General features: G+C 70.0%; 14 protein-coding genes and 1 riboswitch. Of the genes, 1 reads left to right on the plus strand and 13 read right to left on the minus strand.

The window, feature by feature from the left end; genetic code table 11:
• Positions 1-53: 53 nt before the first annotated feature.
• Complete coding sequence (locus OG858_RS18365) at positions 54-2,594, plus strand: ABC transporter permease (protein ID WP_086750738.1); 2,541 nt, start codon at positions 54-56, stop codon at positions 2,592-2,594.
• A gap of 103 nt (positions 2,595-2,697) precedes the next feature.
• On the opposite strand, the gene OG858_RS18370 is transcribed toward OG858_RS18365, so the two are convergent.
• The 13 genes from OG858_RS18370 to OG858_RS18430 form a co-directional block, all read right to left on the minus strand.
• Entirely contained in the window at positions 2,698-3,999 is a 1,302-nt protein-coding gene (locus OG858_RS18370; RefSeq protein WP_328544715.1) for a cyclopropane-fatty-acyl-phospholipid synthase family protein, read from the minus strand.
• Positions 4,000-4,327: 328 nt separating this feature from the next.
• Positions 4,328-5,713, minus strand: coding sequence for an NAD(P)/FAD-dependent oxidoreductase (locus tag OG858_RS18375; RefSeq protein WP_328544714.1), 1,386 nt, complete (start codon positions 5,711-5,713; stop codon positions 4,328-4,330).
• Positions 5,714-6,207: 494 nt separating this feature from the next.
• Positions 6,208-7,149 (minus strand): Ppx/GppA phosphatase family protein, encoded by a 942-nt coding sequence (locus tag OG858_RS18380; RefSeq protein WP_319321381.1) that lies wholly within the window; start codon positions 7,147-7,149, stop codon positions 6,208-6,210.
• On the minus strand, positions 7,146-7,688 hold the full coding sequence (locus OG858_RS18385; RefSeq protein WP_060891383.1) for a DUF501 domain-containing protein: 543 nt from the start codon (positions 7,686-7,688) through the stop codon (positions 7,146-7,148). Before OG858_RS18385 ends, OG858_RS18380 begins: the two co-directional genes overlap by 4 nt.
• 57 nt (positions 7,689-7,745) lie before the next feature.
• Complete coding sequence (locus OG858_RS18390) at positions 7,746-8,228, minus strand: FtsB family cell division protein (RefSeq protein WP_037692931.1); 483 nt, start codon at positions 8,226-8,228, stop codon at positions 7,746-7,748.
• Positions 8,229-8,339: 111 nt separating this feature from the next.
• Positions 8,340-9,620, minus strand: coding sequence for a phosphopyruvate hydratase (gene eno, locus OG858_RS18395; RefSeq protein ID WP_086750425.1), 1,281 nt, complete (start codon positions 9,618-9,620; stop codon positions 8,340-8,342).
• Between the two features lie 461 nt (positions 9,621-10,081).
• Entirely contained in the window at positions 10,082-10,777 is a 696-nt protein-coding gene (locus tag OG858_RS18400; protein WP_086750420.1) for a LysM peptidoglycan-binding domain-containing protein, read from the minus strand.
• A 4-nt stretch (positions 10,778-10,781) separates the two neighbouring features.
• Positions 10,782-10,981: riboswitch (cyclic di-AMP (ydaO/yuaA leader) on the minus strand.
• 181 nt (positions 10,982-11,162) lie between these two features.
• Positions 11,163-12,209, minus strand: a complete 1,047-nt coding sequence (locus OG858_RS18405; protein ID WP_328544713.1) for a LysM peptidoglycan-binding domain-containing protein — start codon at positions 12,207-12,209, stop codon at positions 11,163-11,165.
• Positions 12,210-12,403: 194 nt separating this feature from the next.
• Positions 12,404-13,711: a cytochrome P450 family protein gene (locus tag OG858_RS18410; RefSeq protein ID WP_328544712.1), complete on the minus strand. Its 1,308-nt coding sequence runs from the start codon at positions 13,709-13,711 to the stop codon at positions 12,404-12,406.
• Complete coding sequence (locus OG858_RS18415) at positions 13,708-14,184, minus strand: hypothetical protein (protein WP_319320906.1); 477 nt, start codon at positions 14,182-14,184, stop codon at positions 13,708-13,710. Before OG858_RS18415 ends, OG858_RS18410 begins: the two co-directional genes overlap by 4 nt.
• Before the next feature lie 118 nt (positions 14,185-14,302).
• A complete protein-coding gene (locus OG858_RS18420) occupies positions 14,303-15,448 on the minus strand; it encodes a nucleoside triphosphate pyrophosphohydrolase (protein WP_327748811.1) in 1,146 nt (381 codons plus the stop codon).
• 197 nt (positions 15,449-15,645) lie between these two features.
• Positions 15,646-16,317 (minus strand): SurA N-terminal domain-containing protein, encoded by a 672-nt coding sequence (locus tag OG858_RS18425; RefSeq protein ID WP_086750415.1) that lies wholly within the window; start codon positions 16,315-16,317, stop codon positions 15,646-15,648.
• Positions 16,318-16,537: 220 nt separating this feature from the next.
• Positions 16,538-17,428, minus strand: coding sequence for a glycoside hydrolase domain-containing protein (locus OG858_RS18430; RefSeq protein WP_328544711.1), 891 nt, complete (start codon positions 17,426-17,428; stop codon positions 16,538-16,540).
• Positions 17,429-17,486: the final 58 nt, after the last annotated feature.

Consider the following 17,486-nt stretch of genomic DNA (forward strand, 5'->3'; position numbering starts at 1 on the left):
CCCACCACCAGCCACCACCGCCACCCCTCCGACCCCTGACAGGGACCCCACTCATGTTCCGTACCGCCCTGCGCAACGTGCTCTCGCACAAGGCCAGGCTTCTCATGACCGTGCTTGCGGTGATGCTCGGCGTCGCCTTCGTGTCGGGCACGCTGGTCTTCACGAACACCATCTCGGAAGCGCTCCAGAAGAGTTCGGCCAAAGGCTTCGACCACGTGGACGTCTCGATCGGGGCGGGGTACCGCCCGGACGAGGGCGACAGCCTCGCGGAGCAACCGAAGCTGACGCCGGAGCTGCTGAAGAAGGTCGAGCGGGCGCCCGGCGCCGAGTCGGCGATCGGTGTGGTGAGCGGGTTCACCGCCCTCGCCGACAAGGACGGCAAGCTGATCGGCGGCGGCTTCCAGTCGCAGGGCGGGAACCTCTGGGGGACGGACGACCCCCGGTATCCGATCCGGGACGGCGGCCGCGCGCCCAAGGGCGGGAACGAGGTCGCCATCGACTCGCAGACCGCGAAGCGCGCCGGGTACGAGGTGGGCGACACGATCCGCCTGTCCGTCGACGGGCCGGTCCTGAAGCCCACCGTCACCGGGATCTTCACGACGGACGACGGCAATGTCGCGGCCGGCGGCAGCCTCGCCCTGTTCGACACGGCGACCGCGCAGAAGCTCTTCCACATGAAGGGCGAGTACGACGAGATCGCCGTGACGGCGGCGGCCGGCACCAGCCAGGCCCAGCTCAAGGCGGCCATCGACAAGATGCTCCCCGAGGACTCCGCCTACACCACCACGGGCAAGCAGCTCGCCGACGACCAGGCCACACAGATCGCCGCCGACATGAGCGGCCTGAAGAACGCGCTGCTGGTCTTCGCCGGGATCGCCCTGTTCGTGGGCACGTTCATCATCGCCAACACCTTCACGATGCTCGTCGCCCAGCGCACCAAGGAGCTGGCGCTGCTGCGGGCGGTGGGCGCCTCCCGCCGCCAGGTGACGCGGTCCGTGCTGATCGAGGCGTTCGTGGTGGGCACGGTCGCCGCGGTCACCGGTCTCGCCGCCGGTGTCGGCATCGGAGCGGGGATGCGGGCCCTGATCGGCTCCCTCGGCGAGACCGTCCCGGACGGCCCGCTGGTGGTCTCCCCCGGCACGGTCGCCACCGCCCTGCTCGTGGGCGTGCTGATCACGATGACGGCCGCCTGGCTGCCGGGCCGCCGCGCGGCGAAGATTCCGCCGGTCGCCGCGATGAGCAGCGTCCACGCACAGGCCACGACCAAGTCGCTCGTCGTGCGGAACACGATCGGCGCGCTGCTCGCGGGCGCGGGCGTGGCCACCGTCCTGTACGCCACCACCATGGACGGCTCGGACGGTCAGGCTCCGATGGGCGTCGGCGCGGTTCTCCTGATCATCGGTGTGTTCGTCCTCACGCCCCTCCTCTCCCGCCCCCTGATCGCGGCCGGGGCGCCCCTCATGCGGGTCTTCGGTATCTCCGGCAAGCTCGCCCGGCAGAACTCCGTGCGCAATCCGCGCCGCACCGCCGCGACCGCCTCGGCGCTGATGATCGGCCTGACGCTGATCACCGGTATGACGGTGATGGCGGGCAGCCTGCAGCAGTCCATCGCCAGGATGGCCGCCGACGCGATCAAGGCGGACTACGTCGTCTCGATGGCCAACGGCAGCTTCCTCTCCCCCGAAGTGGAGAAGGAGCTCTCCGCCACCGAGGGCGTCACGGCCTCCTCGTCGCTGCGCAACGCGGAGTCCCGCATCGGGGGCGAGACCGAGTACCTCACCGGGGTCAACGGCTCGGACATCGGCAAGCTCACCGACCTCCCCGTCGACGACGGGACGTTCAAGGTGGGCGGCGCGGACGTGGTCGTGGACGCGGACACCGCCGAGCGGCGCGGCTGGAAGGCCGGTTCGGAGTTCACCGCGGGCTTCCAGGGCGGCGAGAAGCAGAAGCTGACGGTCGCCGGGGTCTACGAGAGCAACGAACTGATCCGGGGCATCCTCCTGGACAACGCGACGCTGACCGGGCGTCTGCCGGCATCCGCCGACCCGGCCGACATGATGGTCATGGTCAAGACCTCGGCCGGTGCCTCCGACACCACCAAGGACCGGCTGGAGAAGGCCCTCGGCGAGAACCCGGCGATCAAGGTCCAGAGCGGGCAGGACCTCTCCGACGACATCGCGAAGATGTTCACGCTGATGCTGAACATGCTGTACGGCCTGCTGGCCATGGCCGTGATCGTCGCCGTCCTCGGGGTCATCAACACCCTCGCCATGTCGGTCTTCGAGCGTTCCCAGGAGATCGGCATGCTCCGCGCGATCGGTCTCGACCGACGGGGCATCAAGCGGATGGTCCGTCTGGAGTCCCTCGTCATCTCCCTCTTCGGCGGTGTCCTCGGCATCGGCCTCGGCGTCTTCTTCGGCTGGGCCGCCGGCGAACTCATCGCCAGCTCGATGCCGACGTACGAACTGGTCCTCCCCTGGGCCCGGATGGCCCTGTTCCTCCTCCTCGCCGCTACGGTCGGCATCCTGGCCGCGCTGTGGCCGGCCCGCCGCGCGGCGAAGCTCAACATGCTGTCGGCGATCAAGTCGGAGTAGCCGCGCGGGAGACATGACGGCAGCGCGAGTGGGCCCCCGTTCCGGTGCGGAACGGGGGCCCGCTCGCGCGCCGTACATGGCCGCTGACGCCCTCGTACGGACGTCAGGCCCCCCAGGTCCGGGCCCTGAGCGGGAGCCCCGACGCACCCCCTTCCGGGGGCCGTACGGCCAACACCTGGTTGACGCCGAGGCGGTTGCGTTCGAAGCCGAGGGCGGAGGCGGCCATGTAGAGGCGCCAGACGCGGGCGCGGCCGGGGCCGACGAGGGCGGTCGCCTGCGCCCAGCGGGCTTCGAGGTTGGTGACCCAGGCGCGCAGGGTGAGGGCGTAGTGCTCGCGGAGGGATTCCACGTCACGGACCTCGAACCCGGCTCGTTCGAGTCGGCCGACGGTGGTGCCGACGGGGGCGAGTTCGCCGTCCGGGAAGACGTAGGCGTCGATGAAGCCGTCGACGGAGTAGGTGCTCTCGTCGCGCTGCGGCCGCCGTGAGATCTGGTGGTTGAGCAGCCGTCCGCCGGGGGCGAGAAGCCGGTACAGGTCCTCGGCGTACGCCAGGTACCTGTCGGCGCCGACGTGTTCGGCCATGCCGACGGACGAGATCGCGTCGTAGGGCCCGTCGGTGACGTCGCGGTAGTCCTGCACTCGGATCTCGACCCGGTCGGTCAGGCCCTCGTCGGCGACGCGTTTACGGGCGTACGCGGCCTGCTCCTGGGAGAGGGTGACGCCGATGACGTGCACGCCGTACTCGCGGGCCGCGTGCACGGCCATGGAGCCCCAGCCGCAGCCGACGTCGAGGAGCCGTGTGCCCGGGGTCAGGCCGAGTTTGCGGCAGATGAGGTCGAGCTTGTCGTGCTGGGCGGCTTCGAGGGTGGTGGTGCCGTCGGAGGCCGCCCAGTACGCGCAGGAGTACACCATCGACCGGCCGAGGACGATCTCGTAGAAGTCGTTGCCCACGTCGTAGTGGTGGCTGACGGCTCGTCTGTCGGTGCTCCTGGTGTGCCGGTGGCGGGCGCGGACCTCCTCGCGGGGCGGTTCGGGCGGCAGGAGGACGGCGGGGCCGGCCAGCTTCAGCAGGCCCTTGACGGCCGCCCGGAACTCCGGGTCGCGCAGGGCTTCGGTGAGGCTCCGGGCGTCCTCGTCCCGCTCCCACACATGTCCGGCCACCAGGTCCAGTACGGCGTACAGGTCCCCGTCGACGCCGAGGTCACCGGCGACCCAGGCGCGGGCCAGGCCCAGTTCGCCCGGCTTCCACAGCAGCCGGCGCAGGGCCCTGCGGTTCCGTACCACGACCACGGGGGCCTCCGGCGGGCCTGCCGTCGATCCGTCCCAGGCCCGCAGCCGGACCGGGAGCGGAACCCCGGACACCTGCTCGAACAGGGTCTTCAGCCGCGACGCGGCGTCCTGCATGGCGCACACCTCCGTGACAAGAGATCCCGGAATGTCCAGTGCCACGGTAAACACGGGCGGGGCTTCGCTGTAGTCCCTGGTGAGGTGTGTTGTTCGGGTGCGGGTGGGCGGGGGTTGTCCGCGCTCCCGAGGACGACGGCCCTGCGGGCCGAAACGCACGGGCGCATCCCCTGCTTCTCAGGGGCGCGGGAACCCGCGTGACAGGCACCCACCCACCCGCACCCGCCGACGCACCGGACCCCCGAGCTCTCCCGCGAACGCCGAAGGACCTCCCGCACCACGGATGGCGGGAGGTCCTTCGGGTCGGTCGAAAGGGGGACCGGGAGGGTCAGGAGGCCTTGGCCTTCTCCTCGGTCTTGGCCGGGGCCGCGGAGACCGGCGCCGGCTTGGCCGCCTCGTAGAACTCCTCGCGGGGAGTCTCGATGGCGCCCAGGGAGACGACCTCGCGCTTGAGGAACATCGCGAGGGTCCAGTCTGCGAAGACGCGGATCTTGCGGTTCCAGGTCGGCATCGCGAGGCCGTGGTAGCCACGGTGCATGTACCAGGCGAGACGGCCCTTGAGCTTGATCTTCATCTTGCCCATGACGATCATCGCGACACCCTTGTGGAGGCCGAGGCCCGCCACCGCACCCTTGTTGGAGTGCGCGTACTCCTTCTGCGGGAAGCCCCGCATACCGGAGACCACGTTGTCGCCGAGGACCTTCGCCTGACGCAGCGCGTGCTGCGCGTTCGGCGGGCACCAGGCGTTCTCGACACCGGCCTTGCGGGCGGCGACGTCCGGGACCTGGGCGTTGTCGCCCGCGGTCCAGATGTAGTCGGTGCCGGTGACCTGGAGGGTCGGCTGGGCGTCCACGTGACCGCGGGGGCCGAGCGGCAGGCCGTAGCGCGAGAGGACCGGGTTCGGCTTGACGCCGGCGGTCCAGACGATCGTGTTGGAGTCGACCTCGAGTCCGTTCTTCAGCACCACGTGGCCGTCGACGCAGGAGTCCATGGAGGTGTTGAGGTAGACCTCGACCCCACGGCCCTCCAGGTGCTCCTTGCCGTAACTGCCGAGCTTCGGGCCGACCTCGGGGAGGATCTTGTCGGCGGCGTCGACGAGCACGAAGCGCATGTCCTCGCGGGACACGTTCTTGTAGTATTTCGCGGCGTCGCGGGCCATGTCCTCGACCTCGCCGATGGTCTCCGCGCCGGCGAAGCCACCGCCCACGAAGACGAAGGTCAACGCCTTGCGGCGGACGTCCTCGTCGGTCGTGGAGTCGGCCTTGTCGAGCTGCTCGAGGACGTGGTTGCGCAGGCCGATGGCCTCCTCGATGCCCTTCATACCGATGCCCTGTTCGGCCAGGCCGGGGATCGGGAAGGTGCGGGAGACCGCGCCGAGCGCGATCACCAGGTAGTCGAAGGGCAGCTCGTACGCCTCGCCGACCAGCGGGGCGATCGTGGCGACCTTGCGGTCCTGGTCGATGGTGGTGACCCGACCGGTGAGGACCTCCGCCTTCGGCAGCACGCGTCGCAGCGGGACGACGACGTGCCGGGGGGAGATGCTGCCGGCGGCGGCTTCGGGGAGGAAGGGCTGGTAGGTCATGTACGACCGGGGGTCGACGACCGTGACGGTCGCCTCGCCGTAGCGCATCTTCTTGAGGATGCGCCGAGCTGCGTACAGGCCTACGTACCCACCGCCTACTACGAGGATCCTGGGACGCTCCGTGGTGCTCATGCCATCGAGTATGTACCCGCCATCCGGGGGTCGCTCGTGCGCCCCTTCACAAGCTTCTTCACACCCTCTGCTACACTGCGCGGCCCTCATGTCGCAGGTCATGGTGGACCAGGGGAACCGACCTGCGTGAATGACCGATGTCAAGGCCGCGTGAACTGCCGTTCCGGGCCCGCGAACCCTCTGAACCACCCTCTGGTTTCACACGGACGAGACCCCCGGGAAGACCCTTCGGGGAAGCCCCGTTGACCCCCCGGAGCCCTCGAAGGCTCTGCGGAGCCTCAAAACATCGCTCAACAGGGCTGATTCTCTTGTGAAGAACTTCACGAAGTTTCTCGACGGCTGTTCGGCGAGGGGTGCCGAGACACCCCTCGGGTGCGCTCATACGTTATCCGAACAGCTCAAGCGAGACTACCGGCGAGTAGTAAACACTCGCTCACAAGCGCCGCCGGGCGACGGGGAGAGCCCCGGAACCCACCCGGAATCCCACGCCTCGCTCAAGCCACGGACCAGGCGATTCCATCCAGAATGTCGTGTTCGCTCACCACGACCTCCGCCGCGCCGATCCGTTCCATGATCGAGACGAGGACGAGGGCGCCCGCCGCGATCACGTCCACGCGCCCGGGGTGCATCGACGGCACCGCCCCCCGCTCGGCGTGCGTCGACCGCACCAGCCACTCGGTGATCTCCCGGACGCGGTCGCAGGAGACCCGGGAGTGGTGGATGGCCACCGAGTCGTACGCGGGCAGATCCTGGGCGATCGCGGACAGGGTGGTCACCGAACCGGCGAGCCCGACCAGGGTGTGCGCCTCCCGCAGGGGGACGTCCCGCTCGGCGAGGTCCAGCGCGGCTTCGATGTCGGCGCGGATCGCGGCGATCTGCTCCGGCCGCGGCGGATCGGACACGACCCCGTCCCGGACGAGGTGCCGCTCGGTCAGCCGTACGCAGCCGATGTCCACGGAGCGGGCGCCGCGCACGTGGTCGTCGCCGACGACGAACTCGGTGGAGCCGCCGCCGATGTCCACGACCAGGTACGGCCTGGCGAGGTCGGCACGCCCCTTCAGCTCCTTGGTCGCTCCGGTGAAGGAGAACTCGGCCTCCTGGTCACCGGAGATCACCTCGGGCTCGACACCGAGGATGTCGAACACCCCGCGGACGAACTCGTCCCGGTTCTCGGCGTCACGGGAGGCGGAGGTGGCCACGAAGCGGACCCGCTCGGCGCCGAGTTCCTTGATGGCCGCCGCGTACTCCCGGCAGGCCGCGAAGGTCCGCTCCAGCGCCTCGGGGGCCAGCCGGCCCGTACGGTCGACGCCCTGGCCGAGCCGGACGATGGTCATGCGACGGTCCAGCTCGACGAGTTCGCCGGTGGCCGGGTCGGCGTCGGCGACGAGGAGCCGGATGGAGTTCGTACCGCAGTCGACGGCGGCGACCCGGGTCACTGGTCGTCCTCCTTCGCGGGCTCGGTCGCGGACACCACGCACGGGCCCTTCGCCCACCACTCCGGCAGCATCGCGATCGCCTCGTCGCCCAGCGGGTTGACGCCGGGACCGGCGGCCAGCGAGTGCCCGACGAGGACGTGCAGGCACTTCACGCGGTCCGGCATGCCACCCGCGCTCGGGAAGCCCTCCAGGACCTCGATCTCGTCCCGGCGGGCGATGTAGTCCTCGTGCGCGGCCCGGTACGCGGCGGCCAGCTCGGGGTCCGTCGCCAACCGCTGCGTCATCTCCTTCATCACGCCGTTCGCCTCCAGCGTGCCGATCGCGGAGGCCGCGCGCGGGCACGTCAGGTAGTACGTCGTGGGGAAGGGCGTTCCGTCCGGCAGGCGCGGCGCCGTCTCGACGACGTCCGGCTGCCCGCACGGGCAGCGGTGCGCGATCGCGCGCAGCCCACGCGGCGGGCGCCCGAGCTGCTGCTGGAAGGCCTCGACGTCGGCGTCGGTCGGCTCGGTGCGCGGGGTGGTCGGCGGAGGGGTCTGCATAACCTGCTACTCAAGTCCTCGGTGTGGCTCATCGGTTCACGGTCACGGGGCGGCCGTTCAGCTGTCGGCGGCGTCGGCCTTGTCGACCCCGTCCCAGACATTGGTGTACCAGGGGCGGTCGGCCGCCCCCTGCGTCGTACGGGACTGCTTCGCGGCGTCCGGGTCGATCATGGTGTAGCCGGTCTCGCCCGGCATCACATAGTGCAGCCGCTCCCGGATGCGTTGCTCGGCGTACGCGTCGTCCTGCCAGCGCGCCTTGAGGTCGCGCAACTCCTCGACCCGCTCGCGCGCCTCCTGGCGCTGCCGCTGCATGTCGGCGATGTCGGCGCGCTGGGAGACGTACTGCCTTATGGGATAGGCGAGCGCCACGATCATCGAGCAGAGGACGAGGGCGAGCAGCGCGGCCCGGCCGGTCAGCCGGGAGCGGCGGGCCTGACGCTTGGTCTGGGAGCGGTAGACCCGGGCCGCCGTCTGCTCACCGAGCACCTTCAGCCGGGTCGCGGTGGAGAAACGGTCCCGGTCCCGGTCCTTCACGGCCATGTCCCGTTTCCCCTTCTTCTCCTGCGTGCACGTGCGTACGTCCCCGCACACGGTACGGGACCGAGTACGGGGACGTACGTACGACGCTTCCTACTTGCCGTCCTGCTGCTGTCAGCCCTTGAAGCGGGGGAAGGCGGAGCGGCCGGCGTACACCGCGGCGTCGTCGAGGATCTCCTCGATGCGCAGCAGCTGGTTGTACTTCGCGACACGGTCCGAGCGGGCCGGGGCGCCGGTCTTGATCTGACCGCAGTTCACGGCGACGGCGAGGTCGGCGATCGTGACGTCCTCGGTCTCGCCGGAGCGGTGGGACATCATGCACTTGAAGCCGTTGCGCTGGGCCATCTCGACGGCGTCCAGGGTCTCGGTCAGCGAGCCGATCTGGTTGACCTTGACGAGCAGGGCGTTGGCGGAGCCCTCCTCGATGCCGCGGGCGAGGCGCTCCGGGTTGGTGACGAAGAGGTCGTCGCCGACGATCTGGACCTTGTCGCCCAGCTTGGCGGTGATGGTGTTCCAGCCGGCCCAGTCGTCCTCGAACAGCGGGTCCTCGATGGAGACGAGCGGGTACGACGCGACGAGGTCGGCGTAGTACTCCGTCATCTCGGCGGCGGAGCGCTCCTTGCCCTCGAAGGTGTAGACGCCGTCCTTGTAGAACTCGGAGGCGGCGACGTCCAGCGCGAGGGCGATCTGCTCGCCGGGGGTGTAACCGGCCTCCTTGATGGCCTCGAGGATGAGGTCGAGGGCGGCGCGGTTGGACTCCAGGTTCGGGGCGAAGCCGCCCTCGTCGCCGAGACCGGTGGACAGACCCTTGGTCTTCAGCACCTTCTTGAGGGTGTGGTAGACCTCGGCGCCCCAGCGCAGGGCCTCGGAGAAGGACTCCGCGCCGATGGGGGCGATCATGAACTCCTGGATGTCCACGTTGGAGTCGGCGTGCGAGCCGCCGTTCAGGATGTTCATCATCGGAACGGGCAGCAGGTGCGCGTTCGGGCCGCCCAGGTAACGGAAGAGCGGCAGGTCGCTGGCCTCGGAGGCGGCGTGGGCGACGGCGAGGGAGACGCCGAGGATGGCGTTGGCGCCGAGCGAGGCCTTGTTGTCGGTGGCGTCCAGGTCGAACATCGCCTGGTCGATCAGGCGCTGCTCGGTGGCGTCGTAGCCGACGAGCTCCGGGCCGATCTGCTCGATCACGGCGAGGACGGCCTTCTCGACGCCCTTGCCGAGGTAGCGGTTGGGGTCGCCGTCACGGAGCTCGATGGCTTCGAAGGCACCGGTGGAGGCGCCGGACGGAACGGCGGCACGACCCGTGCTGCCGTCGTCGAGGCCGACCTCGACCTCGACGGTGGGGTTGCCTCGCGAGTCGAGGATTTCCCGGGCTACGACGACGTCGATGGACGGCACGAGCATCTCCTTCATGGGATGTGACGCTGGTTGTGCGGGGCCGCTTGGGCCTTGCGACTAGAGCCTAACCGCCCCCGGGCCGTCGGCAGCCGACCGACCGTCCCGTGGACAGACAGACCGTACCCATTGTTTCAGCTCGGAACAAAGGGGGGTGGGCGAGAAAGTGAACAGAAGGAGGGAGTGGCCCGGGCGGACGCGCAGGGCGGCGACTCGGGGACGCGCACGAAAAAGCCCCGCCCCGGTGCGTACGGGGGAATGCGCACCGGGGCGGGGAGCCCGTGGGGACGGGGGGACGGCCCTCACGAGGTCTTCACTATGGAGGACACGGATGTGAGTGGGCTGTGGTTCAGCCGGGGAGCGGCCTTGTTCATTTCGGCCCGGCTGAACCCGCCCCGCCTGCCCGGCCGTTGGGGCGGCCGTGGGGATGGCAGACGTCGAGCGGCCGTCGCGGCAGCCGGGGGTCAGCTCAGGTGGAGCTGCTGGCCCGGGTAGATGAAGTCGGCGTCGTCGATGATGTCCTTGTTCAGCTCGAAGAGCTTCTCCCAGCCACCCTTGACGTTCTTCTTCTCGGCGATACCGCTGAGGGTGTCGCCGCTGACGACCTTGTACTCGCCGTCGCCCTTCTTGACCTTCTTGCCGGTCGGGGTCTCGACGGTGGAGCGCTCGGAGGAGCGGGAGGCGCGGGTGTCCTCGGTGCTCTTCTTGGTGCTCTCCTGGGTGCTCTCCTGCGAGGAGGAGCCGGAGTTCGAGGTGCCACCGGAGGCGGCGGCACCGTCGTACGCGGCGCCGGACAGGCCGACGCCGCAGACCGGCCAGGCACCCTTGCCCTGGCCCGCAAGGACCTTCTCGGCGATCGCGATCTGCTGGGCCTTGCTCGCCTGGTTGGCGGTGGAGGCGTACTGCGTACCGCCGTAGGCGGCCCAGGTGGAGGCCGCGAACTGCAGACCGCCGTAGTAGCCGTTGCCGGTGTTGATGGACCAGTTCCCGCCGGACTCGCACTGGGCGACGGCGTCCCACTCGGAGGCGGTGGCGGCGGAGGCGCTGCCGGCGACCATCAGCGGGGCGGCGATGGCGGCGGCGCCGGTGACACCGGCGACGGCGATGGCGCGAGCGGCCTTGGACGGGCGACGGTGCTTGCCCTTGCTGGAAAACAGCATGGAGAGATCCCCTCACCGACGCCTACGAGGTGAGCTGTCGGGTTCGGGCCGGTTGAGTTGCCCGGCCGCGCACGCTCGCCTCTCGGCTCACGTCGCACGGCTTCACCCCAAGCCGGTTCCGGACGTACGACCCCGAAGGGCCGTAACTGCCGGACCCGGCACTTACCTTGGGTCCCCCGCTCCTGCCTACGGCGCTTGCGCGACGACTGTTCCTCGCGGTCGCTGGCAGGATTCGGCGTGCCGACCGGAAGGGCCCGCTGTGGCGAGCGGTCACGACCGTAAACAGGTGATTGCCCGAATTTCAAAGACGATCAGGGGGTCTGTGATTCATCTCCCACCTAGATCAAAACGGGCATTCAGTGTCGAACCGTGACCTGAACTGTCGCTACTTTTCGCCCGTTTCGACACCGACTTCGAGGGTCTGACCGGGAAGGATAAGGTCCGGGTCAGTTCCGACCGTGCCCTCGTTCTCGGCGTACAGGTCCCGCCACCCGCCACCCAGGCCGAGCGAGTTCACGATGCCCGTCAGACTGTCGCCCACCTGGACGGTGTACGCGCCGTCCGCGACCTCACGCGCCGCGTCGCCGCCACGGGAGGCGTGACGGCCGGAGGAGGCGGAGTCGGTGCGGGAGTCGTCGGTCGCGCCCGCATCGGCGTCGGCGTCCGAGTCGGCGCCCTCGTCGGCGCTGGCGCCGCGGTGACGGCCGGCGCCGCTGTCGCTGTCATCGGCAGCCGAAGAGCCGTCACTCCGGCTTGAATCGTCCGGGTCTTCACCGCCGGAGGCCGTGGAGTCGCCCGAGCCGGTGCCGGTGCCGGTTTCCGCCTTGGTGGAACCTTCGGGGGCATTCACGGACGAGTCCGACGAGTCCGACGATTTGCCCGATCCGTCGGCCCGGCCCGAGTCGGTCGAGTCGACGGAGTCGCCCGCCTTGGCCGAGTCGGTCGAGTCGGTTGACTTGGATGAATCCGACAAACCGGACGAGTCAAGGGAGTCGGAGGAACTGTCGGAGCTCGCCGAGTCGCCCGCGACACCCGTGTCCACGTCGGCGGAACCGGAGTCGCCGCCGAGGTTGTGGAGCAGTCCGCAGGTGGACCAGACGCCGACGCCCTGGTCGGCGAGCACCTTCTCGGCGACCGCTATCTGCTGCGAACGGCTGGCCTGGTCGGCGGTCGTCGCGTAGTCGAGGCCGCCGTACTTCTCCCAGTTCGCCTGGGTCAGCTGGAGGCCGCCGTAGCGCTCGTTCCCGGTGTCCGCGCTCCAGGAGCCACCGCTCTCGCACTCCGCCACCTGGTCCCAGGTGGTTCCGCTGGCCGCACTCGCGCCGGTGGCGCCGAGGAGTGGGATCGCGATGGCCGATCCGGTCACTCCGGCCGCGACGAGGAGAGCAGGAGCCTGACGGGGGCGACGGTGACGACCGTTCCCGGAGAGCATGCGGTTGCCTTTCACACGACAGCAGTGGCCCGTGCGACGGGCACGGTGCCCCCTTCGCACTGACGTGTGAACGTATCGGCAGTCGATCAGTTGTCACAAGTTAATGCAGCGCAGATCACGTGAAGATCACAGAGTTGAGGGAGCGTCATCTTCTGGCGCGGAATGGGGTACTGCTACGGGCCGCCCGGATACCGCTACGTACCGCTCACAGGCGGCTTCTGCGGGGTGAATTCCACCGGAAGCGTGCGCAACCCCCGCATGATGAGACCTCCTCGCCACCTCAAATCGGCTGAATCCCCTGCGAGTCGCAGGTCTGGGAGGCGAGTGAGGAGCGTCGCCAGCGCGGTCTGGCCTTCGAGGCGGGCGAGTGGGGCGCCCAGGCAGTAGTGGATGCCGTGGCCGTACCCGAGGTGCTGGTTGTCACGGCGGGAGAGGTCGAGGGTGTCGGGGTCCTCGAAGCGGGCCGGGTCGCGGTCGGCCGCCGCGAGTACGACGAGGACGGGGTCGCCGGGGGCGATGTCCTGCCCGCCGATCGTCAGGGGCTGGGCCGCGAAGCGCCAGGTGGCCAGTTCGACGGGGCCGTCGTAGCGGAGGAGTTCCTCGACGCCGGTTTCGAGCAGCGCGGTTTCCCGGGCGGCGAGGGAGGCCTGGAGGCGGGCGCGCTGTTCGGGGTGGGTGAGGAGGGCGTACGTGCCGTTGCCGATCAGGTTGACGGTCGTCTCGAACCCGGCGAACAGCAGGATGAACGCCATCGCCGCGGCCTCGTTCTCGGTGAGGTGCTCACCGTGGTCGGAGGCGCGGATGAGCGCGGAGATGAGGTCCTCGCCGGGCGCGGGGTGCTCGGTGAGAGCTTCCCGCTTGCGGTGGATGAGGTCGGCGAGATAGCCGCGCATCTTCTTCACCGACCGCGCGACGCCGCCACGCGGGCCACCGCCGTGCCGGATCATCATCCCCGCCCAGTCCCGGAAGTCGTCCTGGTCCTCCCGGGGGACGCCGAGCATGTCGCAGATCGCGTAGATGGGGAGGGGGAAGGCGAACTCGTGGATGAGGTCGGCCTCGCCCTTGTCCACGAACCGGTCGATGAGCTGATCGGTCAGTTCCTGGACCCGGGGCGCGAACTCGGCGACCCGGCGGGGCGTGAACGCCTTGGAGACGAGACGGCGGAGTCGGGTGTGATCCGGCGGATCGATGTTCAGCAGATGCGTCATCAACTCTGCCTTGCGCTCACCGGGGATACCCGTCTTCCCCTTGGCGTGCGCCGGCTCGTCGTGATGTGCCGGGTTCTTCGACAGGCGCCCGTCGGCGAGCGCCTGCTTCGCGTCGCTGTGGCGGGTGACCAGCCAGGCCTCCACACCACTGGGGAGGCGCGTCCTGTGCACGGGGGCATGCTCTCGGAGCCAGGCGTACGCCGGGTAGGGGTTGGTGGCGAACTCCCAGGTGAAGAGATCGGGCGCGCCGGTTCCCGTGGGGGTGGCGGAGGTGGATGCGGGCTGGTTGGTCACTCGCCGACGGTATCGGGCCTTTCGGGGGCGCCCGGCCCTGTCCCCGGTACCCGGTCGGGCAGGAGCACGACGCGGGCGCTCACGGGGTCGAAGCCCAGTACCGCACAGTCGTCGGCGCCCTCCGGGCACATCAGGACCGGCTTGCCGAGGCGCCGGCCGAGGGAGCGCAGGAAGCCGCAGAACGCGTCGAGCCGGTCCTGGCCCTGGATCTCCCTCAGATCCACGTCGAAGTCGATCACCTCTTCGGAGTGGAAGCGGAAGATCGCCAGCATGTCCGCCACCGGCCAGACCCTCAGCTGGGAGCATTCGGCACCGAGTGGTCGCGCCAGTACGCGCGCGGCGCTCGGCAGCGCCGACGTCGTGGTGCCTTCGATGTACTCGTGCTTCCAGCCGCTCTCCGCGACGAGATCGCCAAGCGCCTGCCAGTCCTCCGCCGAGGCGTCCGGGACGTGCAGGTCCGGCAATGAACCCATCAGCTCCGGGTCGAAGATCTCCTTCACCTCGTCCCACAGCAGGTCTGGCTGCAGGTCTGGCTGCAGCTTTGGCAGCGGGCCCGGCAGCGGATCCGGGGGCGCGTCGTTCGTGGGCATGTCAGCGAGTGAGGTCTCCGGTCCCGTCGCTCTCCTCTCCGCTCCTGTCGCTCTCTTCCTCGGTCTCCTCGGCCTCCTCGGCCGTCTTGTCCTTCGTCCCCGCGCCGACGCCTTCGGCGACGCGGATCGCCTCCCGGTACGCGCGGGCCGCTGCCCGTAGGGCCGCCTCGGGGTCGATGCCCTGGGACTCCGCCTGGGCGGCGAGGGTGAGGAGTTCGTAGCCGATGTCGCCGTCGGGGGGTATCGGGACGGCGAGGCCTGCGGTGCGGGCGCGGGAGGAGAGCTTGGCGGCGAGGGCGAGGCCGGGCTGACCGAGGGGTACGCCGTCGGTGACCGACTCGCGCTGCTTCTCCACGGCCTTGGTGCGGAGCCAGTGCGCCTTGACCTCCTCCGGGGTCGTGGCCGTGGCGTCGCCGAAGACGTGCGGGTGGCGGTGGATGAGCTTGGTGACGATGCCGGCGGCCACGTCGTCGATGGAGAAGGGGGTGTCGGGGTCGTCCTCGGCGATGCGTGCGTGGAAGACGACCTGAAGGAGGACGTCACCCAGTTCCTCGCGGAGTTCGTCGCGGTCGCCCTCCTCGATGGCCTCGACGAGTTCGTACGCTTCCTCGATGCCGTACTTGGCGAGGCCCTTGTGGGTCTGCTGGGAGGACCAGGGGCATTCGGCGCGGATCCGGTCCATCACCTGGATGAGGTCGAGGAGGCGGGCGCCGGGAAGGTCGTAGGAGGCGGGGAGGAGTTCCAGGGACGGCATCTGGACGCGGCCTGAGCCGGCGAGACGGGCCAGGCCGTCGGTGAGGCGGGGTTCGCCCTCGGCCGTGGCCACCACGACCACCGTGCGGTCGCCGGCGCAGATGTCGACCAGTTCGTCCGCCGCCGGGGTCGCCTGCTCCACCGTTATGCCGGCCTCGCGGAGATAGGGGAGCTGGGGGTGCGCCTCGTCCGCGCAGAGGACGCGATCCGCCCCGTGGAGCGCCTGCCAGGCCGGCCAGGAGAGCAGGCCTGGCGCGACACGGTGGCTGGTGGTGAGCAGGACGACTCGGCCGGGGCCAGGGGTGGAGCCCGTGGTCTCGGGGGCCGTGCTCTCGGGGGCCGTGGTGGCGGATGCCGTGGTGGCGGAGGCGCCGTCGGGGCGGTTTGCGTTCACCCCACGAACGTAACCCACGTCACGGACGACCCCCGAAGTTATTCACAGGGCTGGGGGACGGGTTCATCCTCGCCCCCCTGCCGTGTCATGTGGGCCGGTGTCCCGGGCGCCCGCCGAGTCATCCGTCCTGGGCGCCGGTGGCAAGCACCGGCCCCAGGCACGGGCCGTAGGCACCAGCCGTGGCCACCGGCCCGTCGCTACGCCGACTCCCTCGTCCCCGTCCCGGTGACTTCCTTCAGCCACGGTGTCTTGGCTTCCAGCAGGCCGACCCGGCCGGACGTCGGATCGACGCCCCAGCTGCCGTAGCGGGGGTTGAGGTCCACGTCGAGCTTCTTCGAGGCCTCGGAGAGGGCCTTCCAGAAGACGGCGCCGCCCTCCTGGGTGTTGAGGTCGGCACCGACGGAGGCAGCGAGTTTCTGAACCTCGACGTCGCTGCGGAGGCTCTCCTCGAGCTGCTCCGGGGCGACGCTGTAGCGCTGCAGGTAGGCCGTTTCCAGGGCCTCGGCCCCGCCGGCCTCCGTTTCCAGGTCGGAACGGTACTTCTGGACCTCCTTGCGGGTGACGGTCACGTCGGCGTCCGCGAGCGCCCGGTCGAGGACCTTCTCCAGGACCATGCCGTTCAGGGTGTTGCGGGTGAGGGCGCTGGTCTGGGCGACGACCTGCTGGTACTGGTTCTGGTCCGTGCTGGCGGCGCGCTGGGCGGTGCGCACCTCGTTCACCCGGTTCTCCAGCTGCGCGACCGTGATCCGGTCGTCGCCCACGACGGCCGCCGCGCCGGGATGCGCATCGCTTCCGCAGGCGGTGAGGAGCGGGGACGCGGCGGCGATCGCTGCGGAGAAGAGGAGCGCGGTGCGACGGCGGCGGTGCAAGTGGGCCTCCCGAGGAGATTGTGCGGCGGTGCACAAAGTCTTGCGGTGATCGATGTTAGGCAGTGGCCCTGCTCTCGGCCAGCCATTCGACCAACGATTCACGCCGACTTCGGGCACCGTCGCCCCGGGACCGTGCCACCACCGGCCCTCGGGCGCGGCCGCTCCGGCTGCGGCGCGGCCCAGGTACCCGCCCGGCGTCGGACGGCGGTCGTCCCCCGATTCACCCCACGATCGCCACCGGGGCGTCCCACGCGCTGCGGTCGACGGTGATCGTGTGGCCGCCGCGGCTCTCCTTGCTGTTGACCATGTACTGGTGGGCGCGGTGGTGCCCGGTGTACAGCTTCGGGTCGAACGGCCAGTCGGTGGTCGTCGTGTTGACCTTGTCCCACTTGGCGTACCAGAGGTTGCCCGGCAGGTTCGTACGGTCGGTGGCGGTGGCGACGGCCTTGGCGCTGGAGCTGCTGAAGCCGTAGAAGCCGGAGCGGTACTGCTTGGCGCCGAGTGCCTTGTGCCAGGCACGGACGTAGGTGAGCACGGCGTTGTCGCAGGCCGTGTTCGTGGTGTCGTACGCCTCCATGTCGAGGTAGAGCGCGCTGCCCGGCTTCATACCGAGGGCGGCGGCCTTGGCGACGGCGTCCGCTCCGTCGGCGGCGCCCTGCGAGGTGGCGGTCGACGCGGTGATCTTCTCGGGGCTCGAACCGGTCTGGCAGGGCGGCTGGGCGCCGACGTAGAGCGGGACGAGCTTCCAGCCCAGGGTGTTGACGGACTTCACCCAGGAGGCGGTGAGTTCGGGCTGGGCGCAGCCGCGGTTCCTGCCGCCGACGTAGACCGCCGCCGCGCCGTAGAAGCCGGTCTTCCAGGCCTTCATCGCGGACAGGGAGGGAGCCGTGCAGGTGTCGAAGGCGCGGCCCGTGTAGACCTTGGCGGCGGGCCAGGTGGTGGTCGTGGCCTGGGAGCTCTGCGCGGCGAGCCCGGCTCCGGCGAGGACGGCGGCGCCTGCGGCGGTCCAGGCGATGTATCTGCGCTTCCGGGACTGCCGGTGGCCGGGACGGCCCGGGTGCCGTCGGCTCGACCCGTCGGATCGACGGTGGCTGTACTGGTTGTCGGACATGTGTGGCCCCACCCCTTGATCGCTGTGTGCGTCCAGCCAAGCGGTGCCGTCTCCGTGT

It is taken from the genome of Streptomyces europaeiscabiei (genome assembly GCF_036346855.1).
In the GTDB taxonomy this organism is placed as follows: domain Bacteria; phylum Actinomycetota; class Actinomycetes; order Streptomycetales; family Streptomycetaceae; genus Streptomyces; species Streptomyces europaeiscabiei.

Bases quoted from the DNA above. Each gene is read 5' to 3' on its own strand.
- OG858_RS18365 (WP_086750738.1), top strand. From the start codon at position 54: ATGTTCCGTACCGCCCTGCGCAACGTGCTCTCGCACAAGGCCAGGCTT.
- OG858_RS18370 (WP_328544715.1), bottom strand. From the start codon at position 3,999: ATGCAGGACGCCGCGTCGCGGCTGAAGACCCTGTTCGAGCAGGTGTCC.
- OG858_RS18375 (WP_328544714.1), bottom strand. From the start codon at position 5,713: ATGAGCACCACGGAGCGTCCCAGGATCCTCGTAGTAGGCGGTGGGTAC.
- OG858_RS18385 (WP_060891383.1), bottom strand. From the start codon at position 7,688: ATGCAGACCCCTCCGCCGACCACCCCGCGCACCGAGCCGACCGACGCC.
- OG858_RS18390 (WP_037692931.1), bottom strand. From the start codon at position 8,228: ATGGCCGTGAAGGACCGGGACCGGGACCGTTTCTCCACCGCGACCCGG.
- OG858_RS18400 (WP_086750420.1), bottom strand. From the start codon at position 10,777: ATGCTGTTTTCCAGCAAGGGCAAGCACCGTCGCCCGTCCAAGGCCGCT.
- OG858_RS18405 (WP_328544713.1), bottom strand. From the start codon at position 12,209: ATGCTCTCCGGGAACGGTCGTCACCGTCGCCCCCGTCAGGCTCCTGCT.
- OG858_RS18415 (WP_319320906.1), bottom strand. From the start codon at position 14,184: ATGGGTTCATTGCCGGACCTGCACGTCCCGGACGCCTCGGCGGAGGAC.
- OG858_RS18430 (WP_328544711.1), bottom strand. From the start codon at position 17,428: ATGTCCGACAACCAGTACAGCCACCGTCGATCCGACGGGTCGAGCCGA.